This is a genomic window from Thioalkalivibrio sp. ALE30 (assembly GCF_000377465.1).
Lineage (GTDB): Bacteria > Pseudomonadota > Gammaproteobacteria > Ectothiorhodospirales > Ectothiorhodospiraceae > Thioalkalivibrio.
In genome coordinates this window covers 221,755-240,653 of record NZ_KB898168.1, presented here as the reverse complement: position 1 = coordinate 240,653, position 18,899 = coordinate 221,755, and the positions used below count along the sequence as shown (strand labels likewise).

17 protein-coding genes are annotated in these 18,899 nt (G+C 68.5%); 3 read left to right on the top strand and 14 right to left on the bottom strand.

Features of this window, described 5'->3' with window-relative positions; all coding sequences use genetic code 11:
• Positions 1-95 precede the first annotated feature (95 nt).
• Genes D107_RS0101030 through D107_RS0101020 form a run of 3 tightly spaced genes read left to right on the top strand, consistent with a single transcriptional unit; the run spans position 96 to position 4,089 of the window.
• Complete coding sequence (locus tag D107_RS0101030) at positions 96-1,034, top strand: MoxR family ATPase (protein ID WP_018880550.1); 939 nt, start codon at positions 96-98, stop codon at positions 1,032-1,034.
• Positions 1,016-2,038, top strand: a complete 1,023-nt coding sequence (locus D107_RS0101025) for a DUF58 domain-containing protein (RefSeq protein ID WP_038035057.1) — start codon at positions 1,016-1,018, stop codon at positions 2,036-2,038. The genes D107_RS0101030 and D107_RS0101025 overlap by 19 nt, the downstream gene beginning before the upstream one ends.
• Positions 2,035-4,089, top strand: coding sequence for a DUF3488 and transglutaminase-like domain-containing protein (locus D107_RS0101020; protein ID WP_018880548.1), 2,055 nt, complete (start codon positions 2,035-2,037; stop codon positions 4,087-4,089). The genes D107_RS0101025 and D107_RS0101020 overlap by 4 nt, the downstream gene beginning before the upstream one ends.
• Before the next feature lie 117 nt (positions 4,090-4,206).
• Here D107_RS0101020 and iscR read toward each other — a convergent pair whose 3' ends face one another.
• From iscR to D107_RS0100950, 14 genes are all read right to left on the bottom strand, one after another.
• Positions 4,207-4,686, bottom strand: a complete 480-nt coding sequence (gene iscR / locus D107_RS0101015) for a Fe-S cluster assembly transcriptional regulator IscR (protein WP_018145846.1) — start codon at positions 4,684-4,686, stop codon at positions 4,207-4,209.
• Between the two features lie 340 nt (positions 4,687-5,026).
• Entirely contained in the window at positions 5,027-5,602 is a 576-nt protein-coding gene (locus D107_RS0101010) for a L,D-transpeptidase (protein WP_018880547.1), read from the bottom strand.
• A gap of 13 nt (positions 5,603-5,615) precedes the next feature.
• Positions 5,616-7,124 (bottom strand): amidophosphoribosyltransferase, encoded by a 1,509-nt coding sequence (gene purF / locus D107_RS0101005; protein WP_018867051.1) that lies wholly within the window; start codon positions 7,122-7,124, stop codon positions 5,616-5,618.
• 19 nt (positions 7,125-7,143) lie between these two features.
• Entirely contained in the window at positions 7,144-7,689 is a 546-nt protein-coding gene (locus D107_RS0101000) for a CvpA family protein (RefSeq protein ID WP_018880546.1), read from the bottom strand.
• Positions 7,690-7,768: 79 nt separating this feature from the next.
• Positions 7,769-8,350: an SPOR domain-containing protein gene (locus tag D107_RS0100995; protein ID WP_018880545.1), complete on the bottom strand. Its 582-nt coding sequence runs from the start codon at positions 8,348-8,350 to the stop codon at positions 7,769-7,771.
• A 117-nt stretch (positions 8,351-8,467) separates the two neighbouring features.
• The gene (folC, locus tag D107_RS0100990; protein WP_018880290.1) at positions 8,468-9,805 is read right to left on the bottom strand and encodes a bifunctional tetrahydrofolate synthase/dihydrofolate synthase; all 1,338 of its coding nucleotides are present in this window, start codon (positions 9,803-9,805) and stop codon (positions 8,468-8,470) included.
• Between the two features lie 8 nt (positions 9,806-9,813).
• Positions 9,814-10,773 carry an acetyl-CoA carboxylase, carboxyltransferase subunit beta gene (gene accD / locus D107_RS0100985; protein WP_018877510.1) on the bottom strand — a complete coding sequence of 320 codons (960 nt, stop codon included), beginning with the start codon at positions 10,771-10,773 and terminating at the stop codon, positions 9,814-9,816.
• Positions 10,774-10,809: 36 nt separating this feature from the next.
• Positions 10,810-11,643 carry a tryptophan synthase subunit alpha gene (gene trpA / locus D107_RS0100980; RefSeq protein ID WP_018880288.1) on the bottom strand — a complete coding sequence of 278 codons (834 nt, stop codon included), beginning with the start codon at positions 11,641-11,643 and terminating at the stop codon, positions 10,810-10,812.
• A complete protein-coding gene (gene trpB, locus D107_RS0100975) occupies positions 11,640-12,848 on the bottom strand; it encodes a tryptophan synthase subunit beta (protein WP_018867057.1) in 1,209 nt (402 codons plus the stop codon). Before trpB ends, trpA begins: the two co-directional genes overlap by 4 nt.
• Positions 12,835-13,476, bottom strand: a complete 642-nt coding sequence (locus D107_RS0100970; protein ID WP_018880544.1) for a phosphoribosylanthranilate isomerase — start codon at positions 13,474-13,476, stop codon at positions 12,835-12,837. The genes trpB and D107_RS0100970 overlap by 14 nt, the downstream gene beginning before the upstream one ends.
• Before the next feature lie 68 nt (positions 13,477-13,544).
• Positions 13,545-14,354 (bottom strand): tRNA pseudouridine(38-40) synthase TruA, encoded by an 810-nt coding sequence (truA, locus tag D107_RS0100965; RefSeq protein ID WP_018880543.1) that lies wholly within the window; start codon positions 14,352-14,354, stop codon positions 13,545-13,547.
• Between the two features lie 55 nt (positions 14,355-14,409).
• Positions 14,410-15,072 (bottom strand): hypothetical protein, encoded by a 663-nt coding sequence (locus tag D107_RS0100960; protein WP_026280708.1) that lies wholly within the window; start codon positions 15,070-15,072, stop codon positions 14,410-14,412.
• A 166-nt stretch (positions 15,073-15,238) separates the two neighbouring features.
• Complete coding sequence (locus D107_RS0100955; protein WP_018880541.1) at positions 15,239-17,749, bottom strand: FimV/HubP family polar landmark protein; 2,511 nt, start codon at positions 17,747-17,749, stop codon at positions 15,239-15,241.
• 108 nt (positions 17,750-17,857) lie between these two features.
• Positions 17,858-18,883, bottom strand: coding sequence for an aspartate-semialdehyde dehydrogenase (locus tag D107_RS0100950; RefSeq protein WP_018867062.1), 1,026 nt, complete (start codon positions 18,881-18,883; stop codon positions 17,858-17,860).
• Positions 18,884-18,899 lie beyond the last annotated feature (16 nt).

The following is an 18,899-nucleotide window of genomic DNA, read 5'->3' as shown; positions in this document are numbered from 1 at the left end:
CGTGCGGCCATGGTAGCCGCAACACGGCCCCGGGAACCATTCGCCCACCCGGAACATTCCAAGGCCTGTCCGCCATCACCAATCACGAGGCTCGCATGCCATCGGCTCAGGAAGCCCTGCAACAGATTGAACACGCACTCAACGAAGTGCTCCTCGGCAAACCCGAGCCGGTGCGACTGGCCCTGGCCTGTCTGCTGGCCAACGGGCACCTGCTGATCGAGGATCAGCCCGGTGTCGGCAAGACCACTCTGGCCCACGCCCTTGCCCGGGCGATGGCCCTCGACTACCAGCGGGTACAGTTCACCAGCGACCTGCTGCCCGGCGACGTACTGGGCGTCTCCATCTTCGAGCAGGGGAGCGGCGAGTTTCGCTTCCATCCCGGCCCCGTCTTCACCCAGGTGCTCCTGGCGGACGAGATCAACCGTGCGCCCCCCAAGACGCAAAGCGCATTGCTGGAGGCCATGGAGGAGCGCCAGGCCAGTGTCGAGGGCGCGACCCGCGCCTTGCCGGTACCGTTCTTCGTGATCGCCACCCAGAACCCGGAGGAGCAGGTTGGCACGCACCCGCTGCCGGAGTCCCAGCTCGACCGCTTTCTGATGCGCATCCAGCTGGGCTACCCGGATGCCGGAGCCGAACGCGCCCTGCTCGAGCGCAGCGGCCCGGCCCCAACGGCCGCGCCGGTCGCGGAGACCCACCCGACACCCCCGAGCCTGGCGGCCCCGCACCAGCTGCGCGAATGGCAGGACCAGGTGGCCGGCGTCCACGCGGATGCCGCAGTCCTCGATTACCTGCAGGGCCTGTTGAGTGCGAGCCGCGACCGGGCGCGCTTCGCCCACGGACTGTCGCCCCGCGCCGGGCTGGGCCTCCTGCGCGCGGCCCGGGCCCATGCCTTTCTCGACGGCCGCAACTACACCACGCCCGACGACGTCGCCCGTGTACTGCCCTCGGTCGCCGGCCACCGCCTGCGGTCACGCGAGCCGGAGAGCCCCGAACGCACGGTCGCACGCCTGATGGAATGCGTCCCGACTCCATGACCCGTTCCCCCCGCGCGCGAGGCCGCATGGCGCGACTGCGGGACGACGCGATCCGCTGGATCACCCGCCGCCACGCGCACGACGGTCAGGCGGCCCGCCTGGGCCGAGACCGCATCTACATCCTGCCCACGCGGGCCGGCTACACCCTGCTCGGGATCCTCCTGGTGATGCTCCTGGGTTCGATCAACTACTCCAACAACATGGCGTTCCTGCTGACCTTCCTGCTGGTCGGCATCGGCCACAACGCCATGTGGTACACCCACCGCAACCTGCTCGGCCTGCAGGTGGCCACCCTGCCCGTGCCGCCGGTCTTTGCCGGCCAGCCACTCGGTATCCCGCTGCGCCTGAGCGAGACAGACGGGCGCGCCCGCGAGGCCCTGGTGCTGCGTGTCGGCCACCGGGCGACGGGCCCGTTTCCGGTACCGGGCCGGGGCGCCGAAACCGCCCGCCTGGAACTGTCCGGTCAGCCGCGAGGGCTCTACCGTCTGCCGCGCCAGCGGCTCGACACCCGCTACCCGCTGGGCATCCTCGAGGCCTGGACCTGGCTGACGCTGACCCCGGAGATCGTGGTCTATCCGGCCCCCATCGACCCGGGCGCCACACTCGGCGGGACCGGAGAAGACGAGGCGCCCGCCTCCACCGGCCACGCGGGGGATGCCCCGGACCAGATTCGCCCCTACCGACCCGGGGACCCGCCCGGACGCATTATCTGGAAGGCCTTTGCCCGCAGCGGAAAACTCCACGTGCGCGAGGCCGCCAGTGGTCAGGGCGATCGCCTGTGGCTGGAGTGGGACGCGATGCCCGCCCCGGATACCGAGACACGCCTGTCCATGCTGTGCCATCAGGTGCTGGCGGCCCATGCCGAGGGTCGTTTCTTCGGCCTGCGCCTGCCCGACCAGACCCTGGAACCGGGCCAGGGTGTCAGCCACCGGGATTCCTGCCTCCGGGCGCTTGCCGGGTTTCGGACCGAGCCCATCGAACTCGACCCGGAGCCCCGCTCATGACACCCGCGCCCACCCCGGCGGACCCGCGGGCCGAGCTGCGCGGCCTGGACCTGGCCCTGGTCGCGTTGCCGGTGGCCGCCCTGCCGCACGTCTGGCATCAGCCCCCGTGGATCACCGCGCTGGTGGTGCTCGCGATCGCCACCCGGGCGTGGCTGCTGGCCACCGGACGCGCTGCCCCCTCGCTGGCCGTCATGAGCGTGCTGGCCGTGATCGCCGGCGGACTGACCTTTGCCCAGTTCGGCACCGTGTTCGGCCAGGAGGCCGGCACCGCCCTGCTGCTCGTCATGATCGCCTTCAAGCTGCTGGAGACCCGCAACCGACGCGACATCGTGATCGCCCTGTTCCTCGGCTATTTTGTGGTCGTCACCACCTATTTCTTCGATCAGTCCATCCTGATCGCCGGCTACTCGCTCCTGGCGACCGCCCTGCTCACCGCCGCGCTGATCCAGGTCCACGCCGGGCGTCCGCTCCCGCGCCAGCAACTGGCGCGACAGGCCGGGACCATGCTGCTGCATGCCCTGCCCTTCATGCTGATCCTGTTCTTCGTCTTCCCGCGCGTGGAAGGTCCGCTGTGGGGAGACCCGCAGCGCGAGGAGAGCGCCCGCACCGGGTTGTCCGGCGAGCTCAATCCCGGTGACATCGCCAGTCTGCTGCAGGACGACTCCACCGCCCTGCGGGTCGAATTCGCCGACGCGGTGCCCCCTCCGCGCGCGCAGTACTGGCGCGCCCTGGTGATGACGGATTTCGACGGTCGGCGCTGGTCCGCCGACGAAAACCGGTCCGTGATCGAGGTCCCCGCACCGGATGACGACGACCGTGTCACCCGCTATACCGCCACCCTCGAGCCGACCCGCGCCCGCTATCTCCCGGTGCTGGACTACCCCGTCGCCCTGCCGGAGGACGCCGAACTGCGCGCGAACCACCAGGTCCTGCGCGATCGCCGCATCACCAGCCGCATCCAGTACAGCGCCGGGGCGGATCTTGTCACCCCGCCCGGCGCCGGCGAGCCATCACTGGACCCACAGGAACGTGCCCGCGCCCTGCACCTGCCCCCCACCGCCGCGCCCCGCTCGCGTACCGAAGTCGCGTTGTGGCGCGCGACCCACGGCGACGACGACCGCGCGATCATCCAGGAGGCGCTACGCCGTTTCGCCGGCGAACCCTATCGGTACACCCTCCAGCCCCCGCGCCTGCAGGACGACACCACCGACCAGTTCCTGTTCGAGACCCAGGCCGGCTACTGCGAGCACTACGCCTCCGCATTCGCCGTGCTGATGCGGGCGGCCGGCATCCCCACCCGCGTCGTCACGGGGTATCAGGGGGGTGCCTGGCAAACGCGCGGGGAATACCTGCGCCTGCGCAATGCCGACGCCCATGCCTGGAACGAGGTGTGGCTGGATGGCGAGGGCTGGGTGCGTGTGGACCCCACCGCCGCCATCGCGCCCGAGCGGATCGAGCAGGGGCTCACCGGCCTCGCCCGCGACACCGGGGAGGACATACCGGGCTTTCTCCTGCGCGGAGAGGGACTGTCGTGGCTGCAGCGGGCGCGCTTCGGTCTCGAGGACTGGGGCGATTTCGTGCGCTTTCGCTGGGAGAGCTGGGTGCTGGCGTTCGACCCCGAGCGCCAGCGCGAGCTCTTCGCCCGCCTCGGGCTGGATCCACGGGACTGGCGCTCGGTCCTGATGGCACTGGGCGTCAGCTTTGGCAGCCTGGCGCTGATCGCCATCATCTGGGTCTGGCTGCGCCGTCCGCGCCAGCGGCGCTCCCCGGCCGATCGCCTGCTGCAAAGGCTATCCGAGCGTATCGCACGGCATGACCGCAGCCTGGCGCGCCAGGCTCACGAGCCGGTGGATGCGTGGACCCGGCGCGTCGGCCGGGCGCGCCCGGACCTCGCGCAACCACTGACAACCTTCGCCCGCGTCTACAACCGCCAGCGCTTCGCGCCGCTGACCCCGGAGCAGCGCAAGGACCAACTTGATCACCTGCGCGACCTGCTGCGACAGGTTCCACGCGGAAAGCCCGCCGCGCCGCCAGCCCGGGAGCACGCATAACCGTCGCGCTCACTCCCAAGGGGGGCGCCAAAAAAACGGGGCCGACCGGTGCAGTTGGACCGGTCAGCCCCGTTGGCCGTTCGCGACCCGTTTCACCGGGTCGCTCCGCGTGGCGCGTTATGCCGCGTCGTTGCGGAAGATGAAGTGGTGCCGGGCACCGCGGCGCTCGTCCTGGCGACGTGCCACCTTCTGCACCTCCGGACGATTGGCGAACTGCGCCAGGGTAATCCCGTCCAGGAAATCGTACAGCTGCTGGCTCAGATCATCCCACAGCTCGTGGGTCAGGCAGCGGTCGCCGTCCTGGCAGTCCTTGTGACCCTTGCAGCGGGTGACATCCACTGATTCGTCCACCGCGGTAATGATATTCGCGATGCTGATCTGGTCGGCACGCTTGGCCAGGCGATACCCACCGCCCGGGCCACGCACACCTTCCACCAGGTCGGCCTTGCGCAGCTTGGCGAACAGCTGTTCCAGATAGGACAGCGAAATGCCCTGGCACTGCGAGATGTCGGCAAGCGTCACGGGCCCGATCCGGTCGTGAATCGCCAGATCCATCATGGCCGTCACCGCGTAGCGGCCCTTGGTTGAGAGTTTCATGATTTCTGCCTCCGAATAACCTTGAGTATGTGTCCTGCTCGACATCCGTTCGCAGGCTTGCATCCGTTCTTAATTCCTGACCGTGTTCGTCAAGAATAATTCCCGTCTTACCTGACAGCAACAGTCGGGAATAATTCCCTTATTCTAGCAGGCGAATGAACAAAGATCACGGAATGCTAACGTAGGTATTCAGAACCCCCCGGGGCGCGGGAGTTCCCGGGGAGGATGCCGGGGACGAACGTACACGGGTTTACCCGACGCGGCGGGGTTGCGCAGAGGGGTGCCGCAGGCCAGTACAGGACAGACCTGCATGGGGACGAACCGACGCGCCGCGAAGGTTCTACCCGAGGCGAGGAACCTCGGGGCCGTCCAGGATCATGACCAGCGTCCCCGTGGGCAGACGAGGGAACAATTCGATCACTTCGTCGTTGCGCATGCGCACACAGCCTTCCGAGGCCGGCTCGCCAATGCGCCCCTCCTCGTCGGTGCCATGGATGTAGATGTATCGGCGCAGCGAATCGACGTTGCCGCCCCGGTTGATCCCCGGCTCCAGGCCCTCCAGCCACAGGATGCGCGAAGTGATGTTGTCGCGCGGGCTGCGGGCACCAGGCTCGGTCAGGATATCGGCGATCTGGCCGGTGTTGCCCCGGGCCCGGAAGATGGTCCCGCGCGGCGCGCCCTCGCCAAACCGCTCGGCGATCCGATGCAGCCCCAGCGGTGTGGTGTAGGTTCCCTCCTCGAACCCCACCCCGCGCGCGGACGTGGACACGTCGAAGATGTCGGTGACCCGGTCGTCCTCCCAGACGTAAAGGCGTTGCTGGTCCACCCGCACCACCACGACGGGCACATCGCCGGCATCCGGGGCCCGTTCCCGGGCATCCCGTACCACGGGTTCGATCCAGCGGAGACTCGGCACAAGCACCTCGCGTCTACTTCTTGTTGGCGAGATCCAGTACCTCGCCCGCCACCGGCGTGTTCACCAGCCCGTCGCCGCGCAGGGCCGCCAGGTGCTCCAGATAGTCCGGGGGCAACCCGGTCACGTACTCCCCGGTAAACACCGAGCAATCGAACGCCTCGATATTCCGGTTGCCCCGGCGCACGGCCTTTTGCAGATCTTCCAGATCCTGGTAGATCAGGCGGTCGGCCGCGATCGCCTCGCACACCTGCTCTTCGTCGCGGCCATGGGCGATCAGTTCCTCGGCCGCCGGCATGTCGATCCCGTACACATTGGGATAGCGCACCGGTGGCGCGGCCGAGGCGAAATAGACCTTCTTCGCACCCGCCTCGCGGGCCATCATCACGATCTCGCGCGACGTGGTGCCACGCACGATCGAGTCGTCCACCAGCATCACGTTCTTGCCCCGGAACTCCAGCGAGATCGCGTTCAGCTTCTGGCGCACGGATTTCCGCCGCTTGGTCTGGCCCGGCATGATGAACGTGCGTCCGATATAGCGATTCTTGATGAAGCCCTCGCGGTACTTGATGTTCAGCTCGTGCGCCATCTCCAGTGCCACGGTGCGGCCCGTGTCCGGAATCGGCACGATCACGTCGATGTCATGGTCCGGCCAGATGCGCCGGATCTTCTCGCCGAGAGCGGTGCCCATGCGCATGCGCGCGCGGTGCACGAACACATTGTCGATCACAGAGTCCGGGCGGGCGAAGTACACGTGCTCGAAGATGCAGGGATTCAGGCGGGTCTCGGCGGCACATACCCGCGTGCTGACCTCGCCCTCCGGCGTAATGAACACAGCCTCGCCCGGCGCCAGGTCGCGCTCCAGATCGAAGCCCTGGGACTCCAGTGCCGCGCTTTCCGAGGCGACCATCCATTCGCGTCCGCCCTCCTCGGACTCGCGAGAGCCGTAGACAATGGGCCGGATGCCGTGCGGATCGCGAAACGCCAGCAGGCCACGCCCGGCGATCATCGCGACCACCGCATAGGCCCCCTCCGCGCGCTGGTGCACCCGCTCCACCGCATCGAACACCGCATCCGGGGTCAGCCCGTTGTCCAGGAAGCGCAGCAGTTCCTGGGCAAAGACATTCAGCAGGATCTCGGAGTCCGAATCCGTATTGATGTGCCGACGATCGGTCGCGAACAGTGCCTGTTTCAACTCGCGCGCGTTGGTCAGGTTGCCGTTGTGCCCCAGCGTGATCCCGAACGGCGAGTTCACATAAAACGGCTGCGCCTCGGCCGAACTGGACGAGCCCGCGGTCGGATACCGCACATGCCCGATGCCCATGTTCCCCGTCAGGCTCTGCATGTGCTGGTTGTTGAAGACGTCGCGGACCAGCCCGTTGTCCTTGCGCAGGTGCAGGCGGCCGTCATCATCACAGGTCACGATGCCTGCGGCGTCCTGCCCGCGGTGCTGCAGCACCAAAAGGGCATCATAAAGGGGCTGGTTCACCGGGCTGCGCCCGACGATTCCGACAACTCCACACATACGGCTACAGGCTCCAGGTCTACGGCGATTCGTCGCCGTCGGGGATCACTTCTTCGACAGGTTCGTCGCTCGCCAGCAGGTCATGGATCTGCTCCTGCCAGCCTTCCGGCAACTGGGCGATCAGCCAGTCCACCACGCGTTCGAACTCGGGGATCAGGCGGCTGTTCTCCCACCAGGGTTCGTCCGGCATCAGCGTCAACGAGGCCAGGAAGACGAGAACCGCCACCAGCAGCACCCCGCGCAGCAGGCCAAAGATCACGCCCAGCGAGCGGTCGGTACCGGTCAGGCCGCTTCCCTTGACCAGCCGATTCGCCAGCACACCGAGGATGCCGCCCACGATCAGGACGGCGATAAAGATCAGTGCGAAACCAATGCCCAGGCGCAGCGTCGCGTCGGAGACCGCCTGCGGCAATTGCTCCGCGACCTCCGCCGCATAGCGGATGCCCAGCCACACCCCGATGATCCACGTGGCGAGTGAGAACGACTCGCGCACGAAGCCGCGAAAAAGGCTGATCAGCCCGGATACGACGATCAGGGCGATGATGACGAGGTCGATCCAGTTCACGGGGCCGGCGTCACGTGCTGAAAGGGCGCGTAGTTTACCGCAGCCATCCGTTCCTCGCAGGGGCGTCCTGGACTGGCCATCAGGGGTGGGCCACCACGATGCCGGAGAGCTCCAGCTCGTCCTGCAGGCGTTCCCCCAGGGTGACCGCATCCTCGCGCTGCGCCAGCGGCCCAACCTTCACGCGGTAAATCGGACGCCCATCCGCGGTGGAGTCATCGATAAACGCCGGCCAGCCGGCCTCGCGCAGGCGGGCGGACTGTTCGCGTGCGTTGTCCTCGTCGCGGAAACTCCCGACCTGGACCGCCCAGCCCGCCTGCACCGGCTCGTCCGCTTCCGCCAGGCGGCGCGCGTCTGACGATTGTGGCTCCGCAACATCCTCGCGGGCTTCTCCGCCGTTCTCCAGGCTGTGCAGTTCCGCCACCGGTCCCTCGCGTTCCCCCGTCGGCGCGGCCGGGGCCACCTCCCGACGCGGCGTCGGCCGCTCCGACGGCAGGGCGATATCCGGTTCGGCAAACGTCGGGGCCGGCGGCACCGGGTCCTCGATCCCGCTCATGTACTCGTAACCGGCCCCGTCGAAAAGCCAGGGCAGAAAGATCACCGCCAGCACGATCAGGATGACCGCGCCCACCAGGCGAAAACGAATGGGATTGTCGCGGGTCATGCGCTCATCCGACGGCGGGGGCTGGAAGACACGGGGATCCGGGAAGCATCACGTTGCAATGACAGTACGCCCGCTGGCGCTGCCGTCGCAAGCCGATGCCAGATGGCGACATGGCCTTCAGACCGCATGCACGGCCTCGCCATCCGGCCAGTCAGGCTCCACCCGACCGGACAACGCCGCCGGGGCCAGCGCCGGCGCGTGTTCCAGGACGGCCGCAACGGTGTGGAAGGATCCGAACACCACCACCCTGCCCCGTGGCCCGGCGCGGCGCGCGGCCTCGCTGAGGGCACCATCGACGCCGTCCACGCGACATACCGGCCCCTGCCCGGCCGCTTCCAGCTCGTCGGCCAGTGACCCGGCCGGCAATGCTCGCGCCAAATCCAGCGGGACCGGGATCCAGGCATCGACAAGGCCTTCCAGCAGGGGCCACATGGCCGTCCGCTCCTTGTCCGCCATCACCGCCACGAGCGCGACCACCGGGCCATCGACCGGGTGTGCCTCCAGCCAACGCGCCAGTTCCCCAACCGCATGGAGGTTGTGGGCCACGTCCAGCAGCCATTCCGGCGTGCCCCGTAGCCGTTGCAGGCGGCCCGGCGCCGAGATCTCCAGCGCCTGGCGGACCACGGCTTCGGTCAGGCCCGCGCCTCGCCCCAGGCTCTCGACCACCGCCAGCGCGGTGGCCGTGTTCAGCAATGCCGCCCCGTCGATCCGGGCGCCCACGCCCGCGAGCCGCCATTCGCGAGACTGCCCCTGCCAGACCCACTGCAGCGCCGCCCCGGACCGCGTCAGGGTGAAGTCACGCCCGCTGCGAACGGCCCGCGCCTCCAGGTGGTCGGCATGCGCCAGCACGCTGGCGGGCGGCTCCGGTTCGCCCAGCACCACCGGCCGTCCGGCGCGCATCACGCCGGCCTTCTCGCGCCCGATCGCCTCGCGGCTGTCACCCAGCCAGGTCTGATGATCCAGGTCCACCGCAGTGATCGCGGCGACATCGGCATCCCAGATATTGACCGCATCCAGGCGCCCGCCCAGTCCGACCTCCAGTACCTGCACGGCGACCCCGGCATCACGGAACAGCCAGGCCGCCGCCAGCGCGCCAAACTCGAAATAGGTCAGGGAATCATCGCCACGGGCCTGGTCGACGGCCTCGAACGCCCGGCACAGGGCGCTGTCGGAGAGGGGGTCACCGTCGATGCGGATGCGTTCGTTGTAGCGCAGCAGGTGCGGAGAGGTGAACAGGCCGACCTTCAGGCCCTGGGCCTGCAGCAGGGCCGCGGTACGCGTGGCGACCGTGCCCTTGCCATTGGTGCCGGCCACGATCACCGTGCGCGGCCCATCGGTATCCCGCAGGCCGAGGCGGTCAGCCACCAGCGCAATGCGCTCGAGTGTCAGGTCCATACCCACGGGGTGGAGCTGTTCCTGGAAGGAGAGCCACTCCGCCAGGGTCGCGAAACGCATCGGCCGCCTCAGGAGGAACGCGGCGGGTCGACGCGTTCCACATCCGCCCCGTTCTCGGGGCTGATCACCTCGACGGCCCCCTCGGCATCCTCCTCACCCGCATCGGACCCGGGCGCCGGCCCGTGCGTCAGCATGCCCAGCACCGTCGCCAGACGGCTGCGCATGTCGCGGCGGTCCACGATCATGTCGATCGCACCGTGCTCCAGCAGGAACTCCGATCGCTGAAAACCTTCCGGCAGGGTCTCGCGCACGGTCTGCTGGATCACGCGCGGTCCGGCAAAGCCGATCAGCGCGTTCGGCTCGGCCACGTTGAGATCGCCCAGCATCGCCAGGCTGGCCGAGACGCCGCCCATGGTCGGATCCGTCATCACCGAGATGAACGGGATGCGCTCTTCCTGCAGGCGCGCCAGCACCGCACTGGTCTTGGCCATCTGCAGCAACGAGAACAGCGCCTCCTGCATACGCGCCCCACCAGAGGCGCTGAAGCACACCAGCGGGATGCCCTGCTCCAGGGAGCGATTGGCCCCGCGCACGAAGCGCTCGCCCACCGCGGAGCCCATGGAGCCCCCCATGAAGCGGAAATCGAAGGCGGAGGCCACCAGCGGGCGGCCCAGCAACTGCCCCTGCATGACCACCAGGGCGTCACGCTCGCCGGTGGCCTTCTGGGCGGCCACCAGGCGATCCTTGTACTTCTTGGAATCGCGGAATTTCAGCACATCCGAGGATTCGATATCGGCCGCGATCTCCTCGCGGCCCTCGGCATCCAGGAAGGTCTCGAGCCGCCGACGGGCGCTCATCCGGCGGTGATGGCCGCACTTCGGGCAGACGTCGAGATTGCGCTCCACCTCGGGGCGGTACAGCGTCGCGTCACAGCCCTCGCAGCGGACCCACAGGCCCTCCGGGACCCCGCGCTTGGTCGCGTTGTCGGTGCGGATGCGCGAAGGCATCAACTTCTCGAACCAGCTCATGCCGTCTCCCCGTCGTCCGAATCGGCGCCGCGCATTCTACACCGTGGCCGCCGCGCCCGGGGAGCGCGCCGCATCCATGGCACTGCGCATCTCCCGGACCACGGCCGCCGCGGCCCGGGCGAAACCGTCGCCGTCCCCGTCGTGCTCCTCGGCCAGGCGCACGATCGCGCTGCCCACCACCACGGCATCGGCGACCCGCGCCACCTGTGCAGCGGTCTCGGCATCGCGGATGCCGAAGCCCACCCCCAGCGGCAGCCCGGTGTGCCGTCGCAGACCGTCCAGACGCGCGGACAGGGCCGAGACATCCAGGCTCTGCGAGCCGGTCACGCCCTTCAGGGACACGTAGTACACGAAGCCGCGGGCGGCCCGCGCCACATGGTCGATACGCGTCTCCGAGGTGGTCGGCGCGATCAGGAAGATCGGATCGATCCCGGACTGTTCCAGCAACCCGACCACGTCCTCGCTTTCCTCCGGCGGCAGGTCCACCGTCAGAAGCCCGTCGAGCCCGGCCGCCTGTGCGGTCTCGGCAAAGGCGTCGTAACCCATGCGTTCCACCGGGTTCAGATAGCCCATCAGCACCACGGGCGTGGTGGTGTCGGACTTGCGAAACTCGGCCACCATCGCCAGCACGTCGCGCAAGCCGGTGCCGAAGCGCAGCGCGCGTTCGCAGGCCTTCTGGATCACCGGACCATCGGCCATCGGATCCGAGAACGGCACCCCCAGCTCGATCAGGTCGGCCCCGGCCTCCACCAGCGCGTGCATCAGGGGTACGGTCGCGCCCGGCTCCGGATCGCCGGCCGTCACATAGGGAATCAACGCGGCGCGATTCTGTTCGCGCAGTTCCGCAAAGCGCTGCTCGATTCGGCTCATAGCGTAATCCCCTCGCGTTCGGCCACGGTGTTCAGGTCCTTGTCGCCGCGCCCGGACAGATTGATGATGATGCTCTGGTCAGCGCGCATCTCGGGGGCCAGGTCCAGCACATGGGCAATCGCGTGACTGGTCTCCAGCGCCGGGATGATCCCCTCGGTGCGGGTCAGGCGGTGGAACCCGGCCAGGGCCTGATCATCGGTCACCGACACGTAATCGACCCGGCCGATGTCCTTGAGCCACGCATGCTCCGGCCCCACGCCCGGGTAGTCGAGCCCCGCCGAGACCGAGTGCGTGCCGATGATCTGGCCGTTCTCGTCCTCCATCAGATAGGTCCGGTTGCCATGCAGCACGCCCGGCTGGCCCGCGCACAATGGCGCGGAATGCCGGCCCGTCTCGACCCCGTCACCGCCGGCCTCGACCCCGATCATCGCCACCGACTCATCGCCCAGGAACGGATGGAACAGCCCGATCGCGTTGGATCCCCCGCCCACGCAGGCCACCAGGGTATCCGGCAGCTTGCCGGTCATTGCCAGATGCTGCTCGCGCGCCTCGCGACCAATCACCGCCTGAAAGTCGCGCACCATCGCCGGATAGGGGTGTGGACCGGCCACCGTACCGATGATGTAGAAGGTGTCGTCGACGTTGGTCACCCAGTCGCGCATCGCCTCGTTCAGGGCATCCTTCAGCGTGCGCGTGCCGGATTTGACCCCCACCACCTCGGCGCCCAGCAGGCGCATGCGATAGACGTTCTGGGACTGCCGCCGGGTGTCCTCCTCGCCCATGTAGATCACGCATTCCAGCCCCAGACGCGCGGCCACGGTCGCGGTCGCCACCCCGTGCTGACCAGCGCCGGTCTCGGCAATGATCCGCTTCTTGCCCAGCTTCTTCGCCAGCAGCGCCTGCCCGATGGTGTTGTTCACCTTGTGCGCACCGGTGTGGTTCAGGTCCTCGCGCTTCAGGTAGATCTGCGCCCCGCCGAGCTCCCGCGACAGGCGCTCGGCGTGATACAGCGGGTTCGGCCGTCCGACGAACTGCTTCAGGTCGTGGTCCAGTTCCGCCATGAACTCGGGATCCCCGATGTAGCGCTCATACACCTGCTGCAGTTCATCGAGCGCGCCCATCAGCGTCTCCGACACGAAGCGCCCGCCATACGGACCGAAATGCCCGCGGGCATCCGGGAATGCCGCCCAGTCAATCTTGTTCATCAGTCTCCACCTCGCATTGGCGCACGGCCCGCACGAAGGCCCGCATGCGCCGTGCATCCTTGACCCCGGGCGCGGATTCCACCCCGGAACTCACATCGACCCCGTACGGGCGCAGGTGTTCCAGCGCCTCCCGCACCGAGTCTGCATCCAGTCCCCCGGCCAGCAGCCACGGCCGCTCCAGGGCATCGGGCACACGCTGCCAGTCGAAGCGATGCCCCGAGCCGCCGCTGCGCCCGCCACCGTGGCTGTCCAGGAGAAACCCCTGGGCATCGGGATGCGCGTCCATCGCCGGACGCGGATCGTCGCCGTCCCCCATCGCGATCGCCTTCAGGTAGGGTCGCCCGAAACGCGCGCAGGCCGTCGCGCTCTCGTGCCCGTGAAACTGCAGGCAGTCCAGTCCTGCCGTCCGCAGGACCTGTTCCACACGCGCAGGCTCGGGGTCCACGAACAACCCCACCGTAGTCACGAACGGCGGCAGCGCGGCCGCAATCGCCGCCGCCTGCGCCGGCTCCACGGCCCGCCGGCTCGGGGCGTGAAACACCAGCCCGATCGCATCCGCCCCGGCCCGAGCCGCGGCAAGCGCCTGCTCCACCGTGGTGATTCCGCAGATCTTGACCCTGTAGCGCATGCCCGCCATCCCGAAAAACGCAGCCGCAAGCCTACCAGAACCCGGGCGCAGGCCCGGCTTTCCCGTAATCACCCCGCCCCATTCCCCGGAACGCCATCGACGGCCGGTCCGGCGGCCAGCGGCAGCGCAAACTCCGAGGGGTAGTCGACATGCACGAAATAAAGCCCGCCCGCCGGGGCCGTGATACCAGAAGCCCGGCGATCCCGCGCCGCCAGCACCTCCAGGGGCCAGTCCGGATCGGCCCGGCCGTCCCCGACCGCCAGCAGCACACCCGCGATGTTCCGCACCATATGGTGCAGAAAGGCATTCGCATGAACATCAAGGACCACGTAATGCCCCTGGCGGCGTACCGACAGCGAATGCACGCAGCGCACCGGCGATTTCGCTTGGCACGCCGCCGCCCGAAGGCTGCTGAAGTCCTGCTCGCCAACGAAGGCCTGGCCGGCCTGATGCATCCGTTCGGCGTCCAGTGGTCGGCGCCACCAGGACACCCGCCCCGCCTCCAGCGCCGGTCGAATCTCGCGGTTCGCGATCACATAGCGATAGCGCCGCCCGAACGCGCTGAACCGCGCATGGAAGGTCGCGGGCACCGCCTGCGCCCAGGTCACCGCAATCGCGTCCGGGAGGCGGCTGTTGGCCCCCAGAATCCACGCATGGGGCTCGCGCCGGGCCGGCGTATCGAAATGCACCACCTGTGCCGTGGCATGCACCCCCGCATCCGTGCGCCCGGCACAGACCAGTTCCACCGAATGATTCGCCACGAACCCCAGCGCTGCCTCCAGATGCCCCTGGACACTGGGGCCATCCTTCTGGCGCTGCCAGCCCAGCAGCCCGCGTCCGTCGTATTCCACGCCAAGCGCCCAGCGCTGGGGTGCCATCGCGTCCGCATCGGCCCCGGGCGTCGCGACTCCGCCATGCACGCGTTCTCGCTCGCTATTCAATCCAGCCCCCCACCAAAACCGCCCAGACCAACATCACGCCCACCCAGAGCCAGGCCAGGCCCCACCAGGGCACGCCTCCCTCCGCATTTCCAGCGTCCGCCTCCCAGGCCTCGGGTTGCAGCTCCGCTCCCCCCGCGAGCGCCTGATCCAGCCGCTCAACCAGCCACTCCCGGACCGCCAGCAGCCGCGCCCGGCGGGACCCACACAGGCCTGCGCGACGCTGCTCGACGGAGCCCTGCTCGTCCTCGAACAAGGCCAGTGCCAGGAACAGGCGCCGAGCGAAACGCTCGCCCCAGCCCCCCAGTACCTGGCGCGGCCCGCCCAGGAGCGCGCCCAGGGCGCCCACCAGCGCCGATCGCGAGAACCGTCCCGTCAACCACACGACCAGCACGACCACGAGCATCAGCGCGGCGATTCGCCAACCCGCCTCCTGCAACCCCTGAAACGCATCCCCCGTGTCGGCCGGCCACAGCCCGTAAAACACGGCGAGCGACAGGTAAAACCATTTCAGCCGCAGCACCAGGCGTACCGCGCGCCGCCAGTCCACGCCCCCCGTCAGCCCCAGCCCGGCGCACAGGCCCGCCACCAGGACGACCACCAGCGCATCCGCCGGCACGAGAGCCGCCGAGGCGGCCAGCACACCAAGGATCGCCAACCCGGCGGCTGGAACCTCGCGCGAACCGGATCGCACGATGTTGGATCGTTCGGCAGGGGTCACGCGACTGGCCTCCTCGAAACCAAAAGGCCCCGCCCGGAACGCCTCCGGGCGGGGCCGTACACTGCCATCCATTGCGGGAGGGCCGAACCCGGCCCGCGTAGGGTCAGGAGCCCTGGATCTGGCTCCGGATCGCCTCGGCCTCCTGCTTCTGTTCGTCCGTGCCGGAGGCGAGGACCTCGTCGATCAGCTCCTGCGCCCCTTCCGCATCGCCCATATCGGCATAGGCCTGCGCCAGGCTCAGGCGGGTTACATTTTCGTCGTCTCCGGTCCCTGCGTCATCCCCGGCCTCCGCGCGAGCATCCTCCGCAGACGGTTCTCCCGGAACCTGCAGATCCTCGTCCATCGACAAACCGCTGTCCTCGGTTTCGCCGCTGTCCCCGCCGCTGGCCGGCGCATCCAGATCCGGCAGTTCACTGTCGTCCAGGTCGAACGACAGGTTATTCAGGTCGTCTCCGGACGCGGCTTCATCGCGATCGGCCTCTGCCGCCGAGGCCAGGTCGTCCTCGAGGTTCTCGTCAATGTCGAACGACAGGCCCTCATCGTCGCCCGCCGGGGTGCCTTCGGTAGCCTCCGAAGTGTCCGACGTCTCGACGTCCGGGAGGTCCAGGCCGGAAAAGTCGATCTCGTTGCTGTCCGCGTCGGCATCGGCGGAGCCCGAGTCGTCGCCCGCAACCGCGTCGTCCAGCGAATCGGCCGCAGCATCTCCCGCCGAACCCGCGGAACTCCCGAGACGGGATTCCAGCTCCGAAAGACGATCGCGCATCTCGTCGTCGTCCGGCCCCAGACGCTCGCGCAGGGCATTCGCGGCCTCGCGCGCACCCGCCTCGTCTTCCAGCGCGACATGTGCCTCGACCAGCTTCAGCCGGTACTGCTTGTTGTCCGGACTGGTTTCGAGCGCCGCGTTCAGCGTCTCGACGGCCTGATCATTCATGCCGTAGGCCAGGCATACATCCACCTCGGCCAGGACGTCGTCCATGCCCGCCGCACCCTCGCTGGTGCTGGCAACCACGACTTCCCCGACCTCTTCCTCCGGTTCGGCCGGCGGATGCGCGGATTCCTCCTGCGTGGTTTCGGTCTCGTCGTCGGATCGGGCCGCGGCAGCCCCCATGATGGTCCCGGCCGCGGCGCCGGTCGCCGCACCGGCCATCGCCGAATGCGAACCTTCGGTGTGGTCGACTTCCTTCGCCTCATAGCCGGCCGATTCGACGCCGGACGCCTGAACCTTGCTGTTGTCGGCGCGCGGCTTCAAGCCGGCACCCCGTTCGTCCACCATCACCTCGCGGCGGCCGCCGCGTGCAAAGGCCAGCAGTACCAGCAGCAGCAGGACCACCAGTGCGATCGCCATCATCAGCAACAGCGGGTCATTCATAATGCGCTCGTGCAGCGGTGCGTTCCGCTCCGCATCGGCGCGATCCAGGCGGGTACGCAGCTGTTCGCGCTCGGCGCGAAGCTGGCTCAGCTGCTCCTCGAGTTCGGCCATGTTCTCGCTGGAGATCTCGGCCAGGCGACCGCGTTCCCCGAGTTCTTCGCGCAGTTCGGAGAGCTCCTCGCGCATCCCCTCCATCTCGGCGCGCTGGGACAACAGGGCCTCCTGGAGCAGCTCCTCGGAACCCCCCTGCGCCACACCGGCTTCAGCGTCTTCCGGCAGCAGATCGGCCACGATCTCCAGGCGGTCTTCCACCCCTTCGTCGGCGACGGACTCCTCGGCAACCGCGGGATCATCCTCGGCCACCGCCGTATCGGTGTCAGCGACTGCAGCGGCGTCATCCTCCGCCGCTGGCTCGGACTCTTCGGCCGCGACCGTCTCTTCGTCCTCGACGGCGGCCGCGTCGTCCTCCACCGCCGCGTCCTCTTCGGCGGCGGCCACGGCGTCATCGGCCGGTGCCGGCTCGGGCTCTTCCTGCGCGGCACGCGTAGACTCCTGCCACGAGCGGGTCTGGTCGGCCACCTCGGCGCGCGCCGCAGCGGCGCTGCGGGCCTCCAGTTGTTCGCGCGACGGCGTGCGCAGCTCGGCGTCCGCCCGGAGTGCGTTGATATTGTTCCCGATAAAGGCCTGGGGATTGGCATCCAGGAAGGCGAGCATGGCCTGCTCGTCGCTGTAACCGGAGATCCCGCTGCGGCGCACGATCGCGTAGAGCGTATCGCCACTGCGAACCTGGAGGGTTTCACCGGCGCGGGGGGTGCGTGGTGCCGCGGCGTCGGCCTGGCTCACAGAAGGTGCCGAGGCCCCGGACGGCATGGTCCCGGGCGGGTCCAGCAGCAGGGAGACCTCTCGCATGGCACGCCCTCCATCCCAGCGCGCCTCCAGCAAAATCCCGACGTACGGTTCGCGCACCGGCCGGCGGGTGGTCAGGATCACGCGATCGCCATCCAGCTGGATGTTCAGGTCACCCGGAACACTCCCTCGGTTGAGACCGGCACGGCGGTACGCATCCTCGGACGCCTGGCGAATGCGGAGGGAGTCCGCGACCCCCGAGGCGCCGCGCAAGGGAATCTCCGCCCGCAAGGGCTGGTTCAGGAAGGATTGCAGGTTGACTTCACCAAAGCCCACGGAGCTTGACGACGCCGGGGCCACCAGCAGCAAGAACAAAAACCCAACCAGAAACTTGCGCACGAATTCCCCCTGAAAGTGCCGCGTGGCCTAAACGCCCCCGCCGGTACGGCTGGCGACCCCCTGGCCACGAATGTGCCGGGCCGATGCCCGGCGTTTTCCCGGATTAAATCACAGGTAATCGCGGATCAAAACCTCCGCGATCTGGATTGTGTTCAGCGCAGCCCCCTTGCGCACGTTGTCCGACACCACCCACAGGTCCAGCCCGCGCGGGTGCGAGATGTCCTCGCGGATACGCCCGACGAACACCGCATCCTTGCCGGAACCCTCGGTCACGGCGGTCGGATATCCCCCGTCCTCGTGCTTGTCGAGCACCGTGATCCCCGGCGCGGCGGACAGGATCTCGCGGGCCTTTTCCGCACTGATCTTCTCGCGGGTCTCGATATGCAGGGCCTCGGAATGGCCGTAGAACACCGGGATGCGCACCGCGGTCGGGTTCACCAGGATGGACTCGTCGCCCATGATCTTGCGGGTCTCCCAGACCATCTTCATCTCTTCCTTGGTGTAGCCGTTGTCCTGGAAGACATCGATGTGCGGCAGCGCGTTGAACGCGATCTGCTTGGGATAGACGTTGCACTCCACCGGGCGGCCGTTCAGCAGTGCCGCCGTCTGGTGGGCCAGTTCCTCGATCGCATCCTTGCCGGTCCCTGAGACGGCCTGGTACGTCGCGACGTTGATGCGCTCGATACCGACCGCGTCGTGCAGCGGCTTCAGCGCCACCAGCATCTGGATGGTGGAGCAGTTCGGGTTCGCGATGATCCCGTGGCGGGTGTAGTCCCCCACCGCATCCGGGTTGACCTCCGGCACGACCAGCGGGATCTCCGGGTCGTAGCGAAACTGCGAGGTGTTGTCGATCACCACGCAGCCGGCCGCGGCCGCCTTCGGCGCGTACTCCGCGGACACCGAGGCCCCCGGCGAGAACAGCCCGATCTGCACGGTGGAGAAATCGAAGGTGGCCAGGTCCTCCACCTCCAGCTCGCGGCGGCCGAAGGCGACCGTTTTGCCGACCGAGCGCGCACTGGCCAGCGCATGCACCCGGCCCAGCGGCAGGTCGCGCTCGGCCAGGATGGAGAGCAGGGTCTCGCCGACGGCGCCGGTTGCGCCCACCACGGCCACGTCAAACTTGCGGTCACTCATCGTTCATTCCCGGTTT